Origin of the sequence: Micromonospora sp. NPDC085948 (assembly GCF_040686315.1) — a bacterium.
Classification (GTDB): domain Bacteria; phylum Actinomycetota; class Actinomycetes; order Mycobacteriales; family Micromonosporaceae; genus Micromonospora.
Genome location: NZ_JBFBJW010000007.1, coordinates 20789 through 34736 on the forward strand (window position 1 = coordinate 20789; position 13948 = coordinate 34736).

Annotated in this window: 16 protein-coding genes; 7 read left to right on the forward strand and 9 right to left on the reverse strand. The window is 70.0% G+C overall.

Features of this window, described 5'->3' with window-relative positions:
* Position 1 precedes the first annotated feature (1 nt).
* A complete protein-coding gene (locus AB0O48_RS19715) occupies positions 2–928 on the reverse strand; it encodes an alpha/beta hydrolase (RefSeq protein WP_357252125.1) in 927 nt (308 codons plus the stop codon).
* Positions 929–1008: 80 nt separating this feature from the next.
* Here AB0O48_RS19715 and AB0O48_RS19720 point away from each other — a divergent pair, with 80 nt between their 5' ends.
* Entirely contained in the window at positions 1009–1575 is a 567-nt protein-coding gene (locus AB0O48_RS19720; RefSeq protein ID WP_357252128.1) for a TetR/AcrR family transcriptional regulator, read from the forward strand.
* 143 nt (positions 1576–1718) lie between these two features.
* Here AB0O48_RS19720 and AB0O48_RS19725 read toward each other — a convergent pair whose 3' ends face one another.
* Together AB0O48_RS19725 and AB0O48_RS19730 are read right to left on the reverse strand one after the other, a co-directional pair.
* Positions 1719–1871 (reverse strand): hypothetical protein, encoded by a 153-nt coding sequence (locus AB0O48_RS19725; RefSeq protein ID WP_365067328.1) that lies wholly within the window; start codon positions 1869–1871, stop codon positions 1719–1721.
* A gap of 377 nt (positions 1872–2248) precedes the next feature.
* A complete protein-coding gene (locus tag AB0O48_RS19730; protein WP_365067331.1) occupies positions 2249–2776 on the reverse strand; it encodes a MarR family transcriptional regulator in 528 nt (175 codons plus the stop codon).
* Positions 2777–2842: 66 nt separating this feature from the next.
* Between AB0O48_RS19730 and AB0O48_RS19735 the strand changes: the two genes are divergently transcribed.
* Together AB0O48_RS19735 and AB0O48_RS19740 are read left to right on the forward strand one after the other, a co-directional pair.
* The gene (locus AB0O48_RS19735) at positions 2843–3487 is read left to right on the forward strand and encodes an NAD(P)H-binding protein (RefSeq protein ID WP_365067334.1); all 645 of its coding nucleotides are present in this window, start codon (positions 2843–2845) and stop codon (positions 3485–3487) included.
* A 269-nt stretch (positions 3488–3756) separates the two neighbouring features.
* The gene (locus AB0O48_RS19740) at positions 3757–4056 is read left to right on the forward strand and encodes a hypothetical protein (RefSeq protein WP_357252139.1); all 300 of its coding nucleotides are present in this window, start codon (positions 3757–3759) and stop codon (positions 4054–4056) included.
* Positions 4057–4090: 34 nt separating this feature from the next.
* On the opposite strand, the gene AB0O48_RS19745 is transcribed toward AB0O48_RS19740, so the two are convergent.
* From AB0O48_RS19745 to AB0O48_RS19755, 3 genes are read right to left on the reverse strand one after another with little or no spacing between them, the layout of a single operon-like run.
* Positions 4091–4933 carry an ABC transporter ATP-binding protein gene (locus AB0O48_RS19745; RefSeq protein ID WP_357571247.1) on the reverse strand — a complete coding sequence of 281 codons (843 nt, stop codon included), beginning with the start codon at positions 4931–4933 and terminating at the stop codon, positions 4091–4093.
* Positions 4930–6018, reverse strand: a complete 1089-nt coding sequence (locus tag AB0O48_RS19750; RefSeq protein WP_357571248.1) for an iron chelate uptake ABC transporter family permease subunit — start codon at positions 6016–6018, stop codon at positions 4930–4932. Before AB0O48_RS19750 ends, AB0O48_RS19745 begins: the two co-directional genes overlap by 4 nt.
* Positions 6015–7082, reverse strand: coding sequence for an iron ABC transporter permease (locus tag AB0O48_RS19755; protein ID WP_365067340.1), 1068 nt, complete (start codon positions 7080–7082; stop codon positions 6015–6017). Before AB0O48_RS19755 ends, AB0O48_RS19750 begins: the two co-directional genes overlap by 4 nt.
* 106 nt (positions 7083–7188) lie before the next feature.
* Between AB0O48_RS19755 and AB0O48_RS19760 the strand changes: the two genes are divergently transcribed.
* Positions 7189–8235, forward strand: a complete 1047-nt coding sequence (locus AB0O48_RS19760) for an iron-siderophore ABC transporter substrate-binding protein (RefSeq protein ID WP_365067343.1) — start codon at positions 7189–7191, stop codon at positions 8233–8235.
* A 131-nt stretch (positions 8236–8366) separates the two neighbouring features.
* Here AB0O48_RS19760 and AB0O48_RS19765 read toward each other — a convergent pair whose 3' ends face one another.
* Complete coding sequence (locus tag AB0O48_RS19765) at positions 8367–8969, reverse strand: response regulator transcription factor (RefSeq protein WP_365067346.1); 603 nt, start codon at positions 8967–8969, stop codon at positions 8367–8369.
* Positions 8966–10117, reverse strand: coding sequence for a histidine kinase (locus AB0O48_RS19770; RefSeq protein ID WP_365067348.1), 1152 nt, complete (start codon positions 10115–10117; stop codon positions 8966–8968). Before AB0O48_RS19770 ends, AB0O48_RS19765 begins: the two co-directional genes overlap by 4 nt.
* 107 nt (positions 10118–10224) lie before the next feature.
* Here AB0O48_RS19770 and AB0O48_RS19775 point away from each other — a divergent pair, with 107 nt between their 5' ends.
* Genes AB0O48_RS19775 through AB0O48_RS19785 form a run of 3 tightly spaced genes read left to right on the forward strand, consistent with a single transcriptional unit; the run spans position 10225 to position 12529 of the window.
* Positions 10225–11106: an ABC transporter ATP-binding protein gene (locus AB0O48_RS19775; protein ID WP_365067351.1), complete on the forward strand. Its 882-nt coding sequence runs from the start codon at positions 10225–10227 to the stop codon at positions 11104–11106.
* Between the two features lie 26 nt (positions 11107–11132).
* On the forward strand, positions 11133–11852 hold the full coding sequence (locus AB0O48_RS19780) for an ABC transporter permease (protein ID WP_357252159.1): 720 nt from the start codon (positions 11133–11135) through the stop codon (positions 11850–11852).
* Positions 11849–12529, forward strand: coding sequence for a GPP34 family phosphoprotein (locus tag AB0O48_RS19785; protein WP_357252162.1), 681 nt, complete (start codon positions 11849–11851; stop codon positions 12527–12529). The genes AB0O48_RS19780 and AB0O48_RS19785 overlap by 4 nt, the downstream gene beginning before the upstream one ends.
* A 111-nt stretch (positions 12530–12640) precedes the next feature.
* Here the strand turns inward: AB0O48_RS19785 and AB0O48_RS19790 are convergent, their stop codons facing one another.
* Positions 12641–13948: a low temperature requirement protein A gene (locus AB0O48_RS19790; protein ID WP_365067356.1), complete on the reverse strand. Its 1308-nt coding sequence runs from the start codon at positions 13946–13948 to the stop codon at positions 12641–12643.

Here is a 13948-nt window from a genome sequence, read left to right on the forward strand (position 1 = left end):
ACTATTTGAAGGCCGTGGTGTCGGCTGCTACCGGGTTGCCACCGAGGAAGTCCCTTAGGATCTCGGTGAACCGCGCCGGCTGCTCCTCCGCCGCGTAGTGGCCGCAGCCGTCGATGACCATCCCGGTGACGTCGTCGGCCGCCAGCCGCATCGTCTCGGCGACCGCCGCGCCGGTGTACCGCGCACCGCCGACAGCGAGCACCGGCAGCGTCAGCCGGCTCTTCTTGCGCTGCTCGTTCTGCGCGATCGTCTCGTCCAGCGCCCGGTAGTACGCGAAGCTCGCCCGCAGCCCGCGAGGATCCGCGACGATCGCATCGACGTAGACGTCGACGGCGTACGTGGGGATCGCGTCCGGGCTGGCGGCCTTATTGGCGAACTGGTAGCCGAAGAAGAGCCGCTCTCTCCCGCGGACCAGATCCTCGTTGAGGTCGGTGAGGCGGTTGAAGCCGAAGTGCCAGAGCCGCTGGTTGACCGCGGCCGGGCTGAAGACCGACGGGATAGGTGTGAGACCGGGGATGATGGCGTCGACGACGGCGAGCCGGCCCACCCGCTCGGGGTGATCGGCAGCGAGGGCGTATCCGGTCCACATGCCGATGTCGTGGCCGACCACGTCGAACCGGTCGTGCCCGAGCGCAGCCATCAGCGCGACCAGATCGGCGGCGAGGGTGCCGGCGTCGTAACCGTTGTCGGGCTTGTCGGAGAGCCCGGCCCCGCGCGAGTCGACGGCGACGACGGTGTGCTCGCGGGCGAGGGCGGGCATCACTTCCCGCCAGGCGTACCAGGTCTGCGGCCACCCTCCGACCAGCAGCAGCGGCGGGCCGTCCCCGCCGGTGACGGCGTGCAGCCGCAGCCCGTTTGCCTCCACGAGGCGGCTGGTGAAGACGTCGGTGAAGCCGTCGGGCAGCCGTAGCGAACTCAGGTTTGTCATGCCGGTGACCATACGCATCTTGGAACGATCAGTACAAGACCTTTGGAACGATCGGTACAAGATGTGTAGACTCACGAACCATGGCGGGCCGCAAGCAGTTCGACGTGGACGAGGCGCTACGACGCGCGATGCACGTCTTCTGGCGCTGGGGATACTCGGAAGCGTCGATCGATCGCCTGACCGAGGGCACGGGTCTGGGCCGGGGCTCGCTCTACGGCACCTTCGGCGACAAGAGCACCCTCTTCCGCAAGAGCCTGCAACGGTACGCGCAGACCTACCACCCGCTGTACGAACAGGCGCTGTCCGGCCCCCACCCGAGCCCGAGCGCCGTTGTGGCCGCCTACCTGCAGGTCACCCTGAACCGCATCGCCGACCCAACGGTCCCGGACGGCTGCCTGCTCACGGTGTCGGCAACGCAGTTCCCGGCCCTCGACGCGGAGAGCCAGGTGGCGGTCCGCGCCATGATCGACGGTGTGCGGGCGATGCTGCAGCAGGCGTTGCTGGCGGCCGGGGCCGGTGAGCAGGAGGCGACCGAGTTGGCGTTGTGCACCCTGGCAACGAACAAATCCCTGGCGGTGCTGAGCCGCACCGGCTTCTCGGGCGAAGAGCTGGCAACCGTCGCCGCAGCCGCCGCCCGTAACCCCTAGGGTCCGTCGCGGACATGCCGCGCCGAGGCCTCATCCGGAAGGAGTGCCTCCAGGGCCGACGGCAGGTGTACGGCGATGTCCAGACCGCCGGTCGGCCGTGCGGCGCTGGAGATCTCTCCGTCGTGCATGCGCAAGGACTGGCACTACTGGATCGGTACGTTCACCGGGGTGGTCCACACCACGGTGGCCGCACTGCCCTTGGCCGCGCTGGTGGTGTCGGTTGTGGCCCGCCGTCGCATCGCCACCGGCGCCACGCCGGCGTGGGCGTGGCGGATGTCGCTGGCCGAGGTCGGCATCGTCTACGGGACGGTCCCGTGGGTGTGGATGATCATGTTGCCGGGCGCGCGGGCCGGGACGAGTCTGGTACCACTGCGCGATCTGCTCACGATCCTCGCCGACCGGGGGCCGGTGACGCTGGCGGGCCAGGTCGCCGGCAACCTGATGGTCTTCGCAGCACTCGGATTCTTCGCCCCGCTGCGGTTCGCGGCGCTGGCGTCGGTGCCGCGGGTCGTGGCGCTCGCGGCGGGCGTTCGTCGACCCGCGTCCGACACCGGGACCTTGGGACCTCAGTTCGGCTTTCAAGCGGGTGTACGGCATCAGCCCGCAGGAGCATCGCGGCGGCGCGCTGGCCCGATGAACACGGACGGCGCCTCTTTGCCACCCGATCGAGGCCCTACCGGGCACCCGACGAGTCGCCCGGATGGCGAGAGCGGGCGGCTGACTGGTGCAGGCCCGGGTGGACGCCGGCCGGGCTCCCCGTGTGCTCGGCGAGCCGTTGCAGGACGGTGATGAGCCGGGCGCGTTCGCTGGCGTCGAGCGGGGTGAGGATCTCGCCCTCGTGCTGGTCGGCGACCCGGCGAGCGTGAGGCAGCAGCTCGCGCGCGGCTTCGGTCAGGTGGATGGCGTGGGCGCGACGGTCGCTGGGATGCCGCCGACGTTCGACCAGGTCGCGCTGTTCGAGGTCGTCGAGCAGGCCGACCATGACCTTGCGGTGGATGCCCAGCGCGTCGGCGAGCTGTTGCTGGGTGTTGCCTTCGCTTCGCTCCAGGCGCATGAGCAGTCCGAAGTGGTTCGGCGCGATGCCCAGCGGCGCCAGCCGCGCGGTGAACGTCTGCGCGACGTGGAACCCGAGCTGTGACAACAGAAAGTTGGCCCGACTGGCCAGCGGCCGGTCCGTGCCTGGTGTGGAGTCGTCGAACACGTCAACATTGTACGCCCACGTTATTGTCCGCTACGGTAACAGTCACCCTCAATCCACAGTTAGGAGATGCTGATGAAGGTGACCGTCTTCGGTGCGACCGGCGGCATCGGCAACCAGGTCGTACGCCAGGCACTCGACCGCGGGTTGACCGTGACCGCGGTCGTGCGCGACCCGGTCCGCCTCGACGTACGTCATCCGGCGCTGGAGGTCACGACGGTGGCGACGCTCGACGAAGCCGATGCGTTGGGGCCCGTGGTGCGCGGCAGTGACGCGGTCCTGTCCGGCGTGGGTCCGCGCGGACGCCGCGACGGGCCGGTCGCCTCCACCGCCACGCGAGCGATCCTGAGAGCGATGCACACCGAAGGTGTCCACCGACTCGTCACGGTCAGCGCCGCCCCTGTCGGCCCGACACCCGACGGGGACAGTTTCCTCAACCGCCGCATCGTTCTGCCGGTCATCAGTGCCCTGCTCAGAGATCTGTACGCGGACCTGCGCGCCATGGAGCACGCGATGGCGGACAGCTCGGCGCAGTGGACGGTGGTGCGGCCGCCGAAGCTCGTGAACAAGACGATGACCGGCCGGTACCGAACCGCCATCGACGGCAACGTCGCCCGCGGCTACACGATCTCGCGGGCCGACGTGGCCCACGCCATGCTCGCCGCCGCAGGCGACCCCGCGACGATCCGCCGGGCGATCGGCATCGCGTACTGACCGACCGCCGCCCACCGTCTGTCCCGATGGACGCGCGTAACGCTCGATCAACGGAGACCGTCGTGCGCTTCCACTCGCCCTGCTCGGCCTCGCCGGTTGGCTCCTCTGGCTGGTCTGGATCGCGGCGTACGGCGTCCTCCTGATCCGACGCGCACCCGAGCTGGCGGACGGACACCCGGGTGGCCCGGCCAGTGGTGGATAGGCTCGTCCTGTCCTGCCGCGCACGGGGGATGCGCGACCCTTCCCGGATCGACCACGGAGGGACTTAGATGACGGACCGAGAACTCCCCGCACTGACCCGCGCCGAGCAGGAACTCGTGGACCGCTACCTGCGCATCATCGACCTGGTGGCCCGGCTCAACCCGGCTCGGGACAGCGGCCACTTCGACGCACGGGGTTGCGTCCTTGCCGCGCAGGCGCTGGCGGCGGAGGCCAGGGCGATCGGCGTGGCGGCGGAGACCATGCTCGAACGCGGCGAGGACGAGCTGCACGCCGCGACGCTGGCCCGGGCGATGCGCGCCCTGGACGGCGAGCGCCGTATCGCACGGCTGGGCCTGCCCAAGAACTGACGTCGCGTACCCGGGGAGGAGCAGAGCGCGCCGGTCACGCGGAAACGCGGTCGACCGGCGCTGCGACGATGCCGGCGCGGGCCAGTCGACGCCGTTGCCGCCCGGCCGGGACCACCATCGGGGTGTCCGTCTCCGGATCGGTCATCACCCGGCAGGGCATCGCGAAGACCGTCTCCACCAGCTCCGCCGTCATCACCTCGGCCGGTGGACCCTGAGCGAGGACCTGACCCTCCCGCATCACGATCAGCTCGGTGGCGTACCGGCAGGCGTGGTTGAGGTCGTGCAGGACGGCAACGACCGTGCGGCCCTGCTCGTGCAGGTCGGCGCAGAGGTCCAACACCTCGAACTGATGCGACAGGTCGAGGAACGTGGTCGGTTCGTCGAGCAGCAGGATCGGCGTCTGTTGGGCCAGTGCCATCGCCAGCCAGACCCGCTGCCGCTGACCGCCGGAGAGTTCGTCGACGAACCGGTCGGCCAGGTCGGTCACCTCGGTCTGGCGCATCGCGTCGGCGACCGCCGCCTCATCCTCCGGCGACCACTGCCGCAGCAGGCGCTGGTGGGCGAAGCGACCCCGGGCGACCAACTCCTCCACCACGATCCCGCCGGGCGCCACCGACGACTGCGGCAGCATGCCGAGCTGCCGCGCCACCTGCTTCGACGGCTGTGACGCGATGGTCTGACCATCCAGGTAGACGGCACCGGCCTGGGGCTTCAGCACCCGGGCCAGTGACCGCAGCAACGTCGACTTGCCGCAGGCGTTGGGGCCGACGATGGCGGTGAACGACCCGTCGGTGATCTGGACGTCGAGGTCCCGGACGACCACCCTCTTGTCGTACGCCAGGGTCAGCGCGTCGGCCCGCAGCCGCGACTCGGTCATCGCTGTGCTCCTTGTCCGCGGTTACGTCGCTCGTGGAAGAGCAACCAGGTCAGGTAGATGCCGCCAAGGGCGGCGGTGACGAGCCCGACCGGGACGTCGTCGTCGGGCAGCAGGCGCTGGGCGACCCAGTCACTTGCCGCCAACAGGGCGGCGCCCATCAACGCGGCCGGCAGGATCCCGGCATTCGGCGACCGGGTCAGCCGAGCGGCCAACGGTGGCGCGGCGAGAGCGACGAACGCGATCGGCCCGGCCGCGGCGGTGGCACCGGCCGCGAGCCCGACGCCGGCCAGCGCGAGCACCATCCGGCTGCGTTCGACAGGAACCCCGTGCAGCATCGCGGTCTCGTCGCCCAGGGCCAGCATGTCGAGGTGCCGGCCGTGGTAGAGCGCGACCGGCAGCAGCACCGCGACGGCCACGGCGACGAGCGTCACCTCGGTCCACCCGGGACCGTTGACGCTGCCGATCAACCAGACCTGGGCGGCGATCGCCTCGTCCAGTCGACTGCGGTAGATCAGGAACGAGTTGAACGAGTCGAGCAGCGCGGCCACTCCGACACCCATCAGCACCAGCCGGAACGGCTGCACCCCACGGCGGAACGCGAGCAGGTAGATGGCGACCGAGGTGGCCAGGCAGCCGACTATCGCACCGGCCGCGACCTGGAAGCCCGTGCCGTTGAACAGCAGCAGGACGATCAGCGCGCCGGTCGCCGCGCCCACCGTCAGGCCGACGAAGTCGGGGCTTCCCAGGGGGTTGCGGGTCAACCCCTGGAAGATCGTGCCGCTCGCGCCCAGGGCCGTACCGACCAGCAGGGTGATCAGCACGCGAGGTAGCCGCAGCTCGTGCACGATGAAGTCGGTGCCCGGGTCGCCCTGGCCGACGAGGCTGCGCAGCACGTCGGGCACGGGGATCGGGAAGTCGCCGCTGGAGAGGTTGACGAGCGCGACACCCAGGGCCGTGAGCAGCAGCGCGGTGCCGGCGACCAGCGCTCGCAGGTGCACCCGCAGCGAGAGCCGGCCGCCCCGGCTACGGACCACCAGCCGGGTCGTCCGTCCGGACGGGCGTAGCTGCAGCAGCGGCCCGCTCACAGGGTGCTCAGCCGGCGTCGGCGGCACAGCGCGATGAACAGGGGCGCGCCGAGGAACGCGGTGACCACCCCGACCGGCAGTTCGGCCGGGGCCACCAGGACCCGGCCGAGCACGTCCGAGACGAGCAGCAGGGTGGGTCCGAGGACCAGCGAGTAGGCCAGGATCCAGCGGTGGTCCGAGCCGGTGAACATCCGGGCCGCGTACGGGACGGCCAGGCCGACGAACCAGATCGGCCCGCAGGCGGCTGTCGCGGCGCCGCACAACAGCGTGATCGTGATCATGCCGAGCGCCCGGACCCGCCCCGGGTGGGCGCCGACCGAGGTCGCCGCGTCGTCGCCCATGCTCAGCGCGTTGAGTTGGCGGCCCAGCAGCAGCGCGAGCAGGATGCCGACGGTCAGGAACGGCGCCAACTGGGTGATCGTGCTGGTCTCCCGGTCGGCGAGCGATCCGACGTCCCAGTGCCGGTACCTGTCGAACGCCTCCCGATGGGTCACCAGGATCGCCCAGATTCCGGCCCCGAGCACCGAGGTGAGGGAGATCCCGGCAAGCACCTGCCGTTCCGGTGTGGGTGCCCGGCCGGCGCCGCCGAGCGCGAAGACGGCCGCCGAGGTGAGCCCGGCACCGGCGATGGCGAACCAGACGTACCCGTTCGCGCTTGTCACTCCGAGCAGCGCGATGGCCAGCACCACGCCGGTGGACGCGCCCAGGCTCACCCCGAGCAACCCCGGTTCGGCAAGCGGGTTGCGGGTGAGCGCCTGCATCACCGTGCCGGCCAGGCCCAGCGCCGCGCCCACGGCGAAGCCGAGGATCGTCCGGGGCACCCGTAGCCGATGCACGATCTCCGCGGCGGCGGAGCCGTCGTCGTGCCAGAGCACCTGCCAGACCGTGCCGAGGCCGAGCGAACGGCTGCCGACGGCGATGCTCAGCGCCAGGGCGGCGGCGAGGGCGACGACGCCGACGGCGAGCCCCGTCCAGCGGCGAGCGGTGCGCGACAACGGCTCGCGCGGCGCCTTGGTGGGTGAGACGGTCCGGGGCTCCGGGCGGATGCCGGTGCCTGAGGTCAACACGTGCTCCACCGTCCACCCGTTCGCGTTACTAAGTTAGGTGAGGCTAACCTACACTCCCGTTCGAGGTCATCACCCTGGGGCCTCGCTGCAGAAAGGAACAGCCGTGCGGCTTACCTCAATCCGCCGGAGCGCCACGGTCGTCGCGGCGACCGCGCTCCTGCTTCTCCCCGCGGCCTGCGGCGGTGGGTCGGAGCCGTCGGCCCCCTCGTCCGGTGCCGCCACCTCCACCGCCTTCCCGGTCTCGATCGAGCACAAGTTCGGCACCACCACCATCTCGGCCGAGCCCAAGCGGATCGCCGTGGTCGGCCTGGTCGAGCAGGACGCCCTGCTGTCGCTGGGCGTCGTGCCGGTGGCGACCACCGAGTGGTTCGGCGAAAAGCCGGGTGCCATCTGGCCCTGGGCCGAGGCGGCGCTGGGCACGGGCGCCAAGCCGCAGGTGCTCACCAACACCGATGGCGTCCAGTTCGAGAAGGTGGCGGCGCTACGGCCCGACCTCATCCTCGGCGTCTATTCGGGATTGACGAGCGAGGACTACGCGAAGCTTGCCAAGATCGCGCCGACCGTGGCGCAGCCGAAAGGCTCCGTCGACTATGGCGTGTCCTGGCAGGACGTCACCCGTACGGTCGGCACCGCCGTCGGGCGCAAGGCTCAGGCGGACACGGTCGTCACCGGCGTCGAGGCCAAGTTCGCGGCGGTACGCACGGCGAACCCGGCCTTCGCCGGCGCGACCGGCCTGATGGCCACCACCTACGAGGGCTACTACGTGTACGGCCCGCAGGACTCGCGCGGCCGCTTTCTCACCGACCTGGGCTTCACGCTACCGTCCGGGCTGGCCGAGGTGACCGGCAAGGAGTTCGGCGCGAACCTGAGCCGGGAGCGCAGCGACATGCTCGATACCGGCGTACTGATCTGGCTGGTCGACAGCTACGACACCGACAGGGCGAAGGTGCAGGCCGACCCGATCTACAGCAAGCTCAAGGTCAAGACCGAGGGTCGCGACATCTACCTGGAGAACGAGGAACTCGTCGGCGCCGCGACCTCGTTCATCACCCCGTTGAGCCTGCCGTTCCTGCTGGAGAAGATCGTTCCGCAGTTGACCGCGGCGGTGGACGGCAACCCGGCCACGGCGGTGCAGCGGACCGCTGCCTGACGATCCGGCGGGGGAACTGCACAGGGCAGTTCCCCCGCCGGGCGGGCCGCAGCGGCACAGTTCGGGCACCGTAGCCGCCGGCGCCGGTCTGCTCCCCCACGACCCAGCCGTCGGGGCACACCGGCGCGCCGCTACAGCCAGTCGTGTTCGCGGGCGTAGCGGGCCGCTTCGTGGCGCGTCCGGGTCTGGGTCTTGCGCATGGCGTTGGAGAGGTAGTTGCGGACGGTGCCGGGGGCGAGGTGGAGCCGCGCGGCGATGTCGGCGACCGAGTAGCCCTCGCTGGTGACCCGCAGGACGTCGGCTTCGCGGTCGGTCAGGGGGTTGTCCTCGGTGACGGCGAGAGCGGACACGTCCGGGTCGATCCAGCGTTTCCCCGCATGCAGGGTGGCGATGACCGAGGTGATGTGCGCTGGCTCGGCGGACTTGCTGACGAAGCCCTGGACGCCGAGCTTCAACGCCTTGCGCAGCACGCCGGGGCGGGCGTGTCGGGTCAGCATGAGGATCACCTGCTCCGGCCGCTCGCGGCGGATCTCGGCGACCGCGCCCAGGCCGTCCACGCCCGGCATTTCCAGGTCGATGACCAGCACGTCGGGCCGGTGCCGCAGGGTGGCGGCGATCGCCGTCTGCCCGTCCTGCGCCTCGGCGAGCACCGTGATGTCGCCCTCCATCGGCAGCAGCGCGGCCAGGGCCGTGCGCAGCAGCGCCTCGTCGTCGGCGAGCACGATGGTGGTCATCGGTCCTTCCCCCTGACTGTCGGGGCCGCGTCGGCCCGCACGGGTGGGAAGACCGCTGCGGTCAGGAACCGCTGGTCCTTCTGTTCCACGGTCAGCTCACCTCCGTCGCCGGCCACCCGTTGCCGCAGTGCCGCCAGTCCCCTGAGTTCGGGGGCCGTGTTGGCGGTCACGCCGTCGTTGACGATGGTGATGCCCGACGCGGCGAGGGTGATCTGCACGTGGGTGGCCTGGGTGTGTCGCAGGATGTTGGTGGTCGTCTCGCGCAGCACCTGCCCGAGCAGTTCGCTGGCGCGGGTATCGACCTCGGCCTCCCTGGTGACCCGGACCCGGATGCCGGCCGCCTCGAACAGGTTCTTCGCGTTCTCGATCTCCGCGGTGAGGTTGAGCCGCCGTTGCGCGTAGGCGAGTTCCTTGGTCTGCGCGATGGTGTCGCTGACCAGCGCGTACGTCTCCCGCAGCTCCTTCTCCGCCCGCTTGGTGTCGTTGAGCAGCAGTCGTTGGGCCAGGGCGATCTTCAGCTTGACCACGTGCAGGGTGTGGCCCTGGATGTCGTGCAGGTCGCTGGCGAACCGCACGCGCTCCCGGACCACGGCCAACTCCGCCTCCCGTTCCCGGGTCTGTTCGAGCTCCCGGATGAGGTCGAAGAACCGCTCCCCCACCACGGTGAAGATCGTCACGATGACGGTGAGGACGGTCGGGATGAGGACGTAGGTGAGCAGGACGTGACCGATGTCGTCCCGCTGCACCAGCAACCGCGCCGTACCGACGGCGGCGACGTAGGTGAACAGCCCGGCCATCAGCAGCTTCCGACGCCGTCGCACCTCGCGCATTCCGAGGGAGCCTACGGCGCAGAACCCCCAGTAGGCGTTGGGGCTGCCGGTCACCAGTACCCCGAGCGGCCAGACCGCCGCCGCCACGACCAGGCAGGGCAGCGCGACCCGGGCGAGGTCGTTGGCCGTCCAGCGTTCGAAGGCCACCACGGCCGCCACGGCCCCCGGTGCCAGGACGACGATGTGCCACCAGGTACGCGCGTCGGTGTAGAGCAGGACCACCGCGGCGAACGCCACCGGCGGCAGTGACGTCACGAGGTTGAGCCGGCGCAGCCTTCCCTGCGTCGACTCGGTGAAGCGCGGCGATCTCGCGGTCACCAGGCCAGTATCCGGCAGCCAGGGACCACGACCAGTGACACCACGTCACATGCGGCGATGACGTGGTGCCACTGACGGGTCAGCCGCGCCCGCGCTGTCATGGGTGCATGTCCACCACACCCGTCATCGAAGTCGAACAGCTGAACCTCACCTACGGCGACTTCCACGCCGTGCAGGACCTCACCTTCGAGGTACGACCCGGAGAGCTCTACGCGCTGCTGGGCACCAACGGGGCCGGGAAGACCTCGACCCTGGAGGTTGTCGAGGGACACCGGCGGCCAACCTCGGGCACCGTACGCGTCTTCGGGCACCGCCCCGAAGACCGTCGGGCGGTACGTCCCCGAATGGGTGTCATGCTCCAGGAGAGTGGATTCTCCCCGGACCTCACCGTCCGTGAGTCCGTCGGCCTGGTCGGCCGGCTCACCCGACGTACCGACAACGTCGACCGGGTGCTCGACCTGGTCGACCTCACCGGCCGAGCCCGCCGCAAGGTCTCGCAGCTGTCCGGCGGGGAGAAACGGCGGCTGGACTTCGCCACCGCGGTCTACGGCAGCCCGGAGCTGATCTTCCTGGACGAGCCGACCACCGGCCTCGACATCCAGTCCCGCGACGCCGTCTGGGCGACGGTGGACCGGCTGCGGGAGGACGGTACGACCATCGTGCTCACCACGCACTACCTGGAGGAAGCACAACAACGCGCGGACCGGATCGGGCTGATGCACGAGGGCGCCCTCCACCGGGAGGGCACCGTCTCCGAGCTGACCCGCACCCTGCCCGCGGTCATCCGCTTCTCCCTTGCCGCACCGACGCCGACGCTGCCGGTGCGGGCCGCCGTCGACCTGGGCGGGAAGGTCACGGTCGAGACCTTCGAGCTCCAGAAGGACCTGCACCTCCTGCTCGGCTGGGCGCAGGACCACGCCGTGGAGCTGCGGGACCTGACGGCGGGGCCGACCCGGCTCGACGACGTCTTCCGCGCCATCAACAGTTGATTCGATCTTCCGACAGGAGTGTCACCGTGTTGTCCATCGCGTCCAGCGAACTGATCCAACTCTTCCGCAACCGTCTGGTACTGATCACCAGCCTCATCATCCCGGTAGTGGTCAGCGCGTTCTTCGTCCGCCAACACGAGACCTACGCCGCCCTCGGCAGCCTCGGCTACATCGCCGCGATCGTCATGTTCACGATCGCCGCGTTCGGGCTCTACGCCACCGCCGTCACCACCTTGGCGTCCCGACGGCAGAACCTCTTCCTCAAGCGGCTGCGCTCCACCGCCGAGGGCGACGCCGGCATCCTCGCCGGCCTGCTACTGCCCGTGGTTATCCTCGCCCTGATCCAGGTGACCGCGATCCTGACCGCCCTGGCCGTGGTCGCCGGCGGACCGGCGAACATCGCCCTGCTGGTCGTGGCGACCATCGCGGCCCTGGCTATGATGATCGGCCTGGCCCTGGCCACGGCCGGGCTGACGAACTCCCCCGAACACGCCCAGGTCACCACCCTGCCCGTTACCCTCGGGGTGATCGCCGTCGCCAGCTGGGTGGGCATTTCCGGCACCGAGAACCTCGCCTGGCTCAAGCGGCTGCTGCCCGGCGGCGCCGCCACCGAACTGACCATGAACGCCTGGAACGGCGGCGTCGCCGTGACCGACTCACTGCTTCTGCTCGCGCCCACGCTCGGCTGGGTCGTCGTCGCCGTCGCTCTGGCCACCCGACTCTTCCGCTGGGAGCCCCGCCGATGACCACCGAGCCGCGGTCGAACGCCCCGACAATTGTGGAAGATCTCCTGCTGCTTCTGTTCCAACCCAGCTCCGGGACGATCGCGGGAGAGAACACCCTCTTCTACGTCCTCGGCGGAGCCGTCCTCGCGGACCTCGCCCTCGGCGAGAACCTGAGCACGGCGGACCGGGGGCGGCTCCGGGGCGTGCCCGACCACCCACCATCGGATGGTCTCCTGCGCCCGGCGTGGGACTACCTCGCCGAGAAACCGAGGGGGGTGCAGACGGCCCTGGCCGCGATCGGTCCCGCCCTGCGCCAGCCGGTGTTGGAGCGGCTCATCGCACGAGGCGACATCGACGAGGAGTCCCGTAAGGTGCTCGGTTTGTTTCGGACGACGGCACTGCGGGAGGGCAGGACCGAACGACGGTCCCGCCTGCTCGCCGACGTCCGGCAGGTCCTCGTGGACGGTGCGGAGCCGCAAGCCCGTGTCGCCGCGCTCGCGGCGCTGCTCTCGGCGAGCGGGACGCTCCCGCAGTTCCACCGCGAGATCCCGTGGACGTCATCGGTGATCAGCCGGGCCAAGGAACTCGAGCGGGGCGACTGGGGTGCCGACGCCGCAGCGGAAGCCGTGACCCGCACCGTGACGGCAACCGTCGTCAACAGCGCCGTCGCGGCCATCACCGTGCTCCCTCGAGGCTAGGACGCGCTCCGACCGTGACGGCCTCGCACCCGCCGCGAGTCGTCACGGCCGGTTCCACCTCGCGGGAGGTCTCTCCGTGGACCCCTTGCGGGGGCCGCATCGTGTCTGCGTTCACTGTTGCGCATTGGGCGGGTGCGGCCGTTCGGGCGGTCTTCCCCGGGCGTGGGCGGCGTCGGTGGCGGCGATGCCGGCGAGGACGGCGACGGCGGTGACGGCCACGGCCAACGGCGGCAAGAAGATCATGATTGGCGAGGCGGCGGCGAGCACGAGTGCGCCGATGATCCGAGAATGGGACACCCGGTCGAACACCGCGTGTTCCACCAGGGCTCGACCGATCAGGAACAGCATCGGTCCGCCGAGGACAACGAGAATCCACGCCGCGTCGGTGTGCCCGAACGGATGTTCGATCACGATTTCGTATCCGACGGCGACGGCGACGATCCCGGCCACCATGAGGACGTGCGCGACGAATGCCTGCCGCATGAGGTGCGCGGGCTCAGCGGCAGCTCTGATGGCTTCGGGTAACAGTTGACCCGCCCGGAAGAGGTAGACGCGAAACAGCAGCACCGTGGTGACGAATGCGACCGCGAAGGCGGTCGCGGGGCCGACGTGTCGGAAGGAGGTGTCGCTGTAGGCCGAGCCGGTCGTCAAGATCAGTTCACCGAGGGCGATGATGAAGAATTGTCGGTAACGCTCGGACAGATATTCGGCCAGGACGGGCCACTGTCGTTGGGTGGGGCGGGACCACGGCGCGGGATAGAGCAGCAGCAGCGCCGTGCAGTCGATGGCGATCGCGAGCGTCCACAACAGCCCGCGGGCCAGATCCGCCACGATCGCTCCAGCGATCCACGGCACGGCCGACAACGTGAACCAGAAGAACACCGCAGCCGCCCGGCGCTGAGCTTCGTGGCCACGCAGCATCGGCACGATGATCAGCCCACGGATGATGTGGACGGCGACGTACGCGCCAGCGAAGGCCAGACTTCTGTCCCCGAACGCGTGCGGCACCGCGACCGCCATCACCAGCGCGCCGAGCATGGCGGTGTAGACCAACACCTGAAGCTGCGGCCGCTGCGGATCGTAGAGGTCGGTGACCCACGCCGTGACGAACCACAGCACCATGAAGGCCAGTAGCAGCAGCAGCGTCTCGCCGGCCTCGACGAGGACGATCCGCGGTTCGGTGAGTTCCTCGACCAGACGGTTCGAGAGCCGGTTGAGAGCGAAGACGAACACCAGGTCGAAGAAGAGTTCGAGAAGGCTGGGTCGCTGCGGTTGCCCCGGCTTTCGAAGCAGCGCTGCTGCCCTTGTCGACATGGGCCGCCCATTTCTGCCGACTTCGCCTGTTCGAGTATTGGTATCACGCCGGGCAGGTCGTCGAGTCGATACCCGAAGAATGCCCACGGACCGGGCGGACGCCAC

Coding starts and splice junctions, on each gene's coding strand:
- AB0O48_RS19715 (WP_357252125.1), bottom strand. CDS start 928: ATGACAAACCTGAGTTCGCTACGGCTGCCCGACGGCTTCACCGACGTC.
- AB0O48_RS19720 (WP_357252128.1), top strand. CDS start 1,009: ATGGCGGGCCGCAAGCAGTTCGACGTGGACGAGGCGCTACGACGCGCG.
- AB0O48_RS19725 (WP_365067328.1), bottom strand. CDS start 1,871: ATGCCGACCTCGGCCAGCGACATCCGCCACGCCCACGCCGGCGTGGCG.
- AB0O48_RS19735 (WP_365067334.1), top strand. CDS start 2,843: ATGCTGATGAAGGTGACCGTCTTCGGTGCGACCGGCGGCATCGGCAAC.
- AB0O48_RS19740 (WP_357252139.1), top strand. CDS start 3,757: ATGACGGACCGAGAACTCCCCGCACTGACCCGCGCCGAGCAGGAACTC.
- AB0O48_RS19745 (WP_357571247.1), bottom strand. CDS start 4,933: ATGACCGAGTCGCGGCTGCGGGCCGACGCGCTGACCCTGGCGTACGAC.
- AB0O48_RS19765 (WP_365067346.1), bottom strand. CDS start 8,969: ATGACCACCATCGTGCTCGCCGACGACGAGGCGCTGCTGCGCACGGCC.
- AB0O48_RS19775 (WP_365067351.1), top strand. CDS start 10,225: ATGTCCACCACACCCGTCATCGAAGTCGAACAGCTGAACCTCACCTAC.
- AB0O48_RS19785 (WP_357252162.1), top strand. CDS start 11,849: ATGACCACCGAGCCGCGGTCGAACGCCCCGACAATTGTGGAAGATCTC.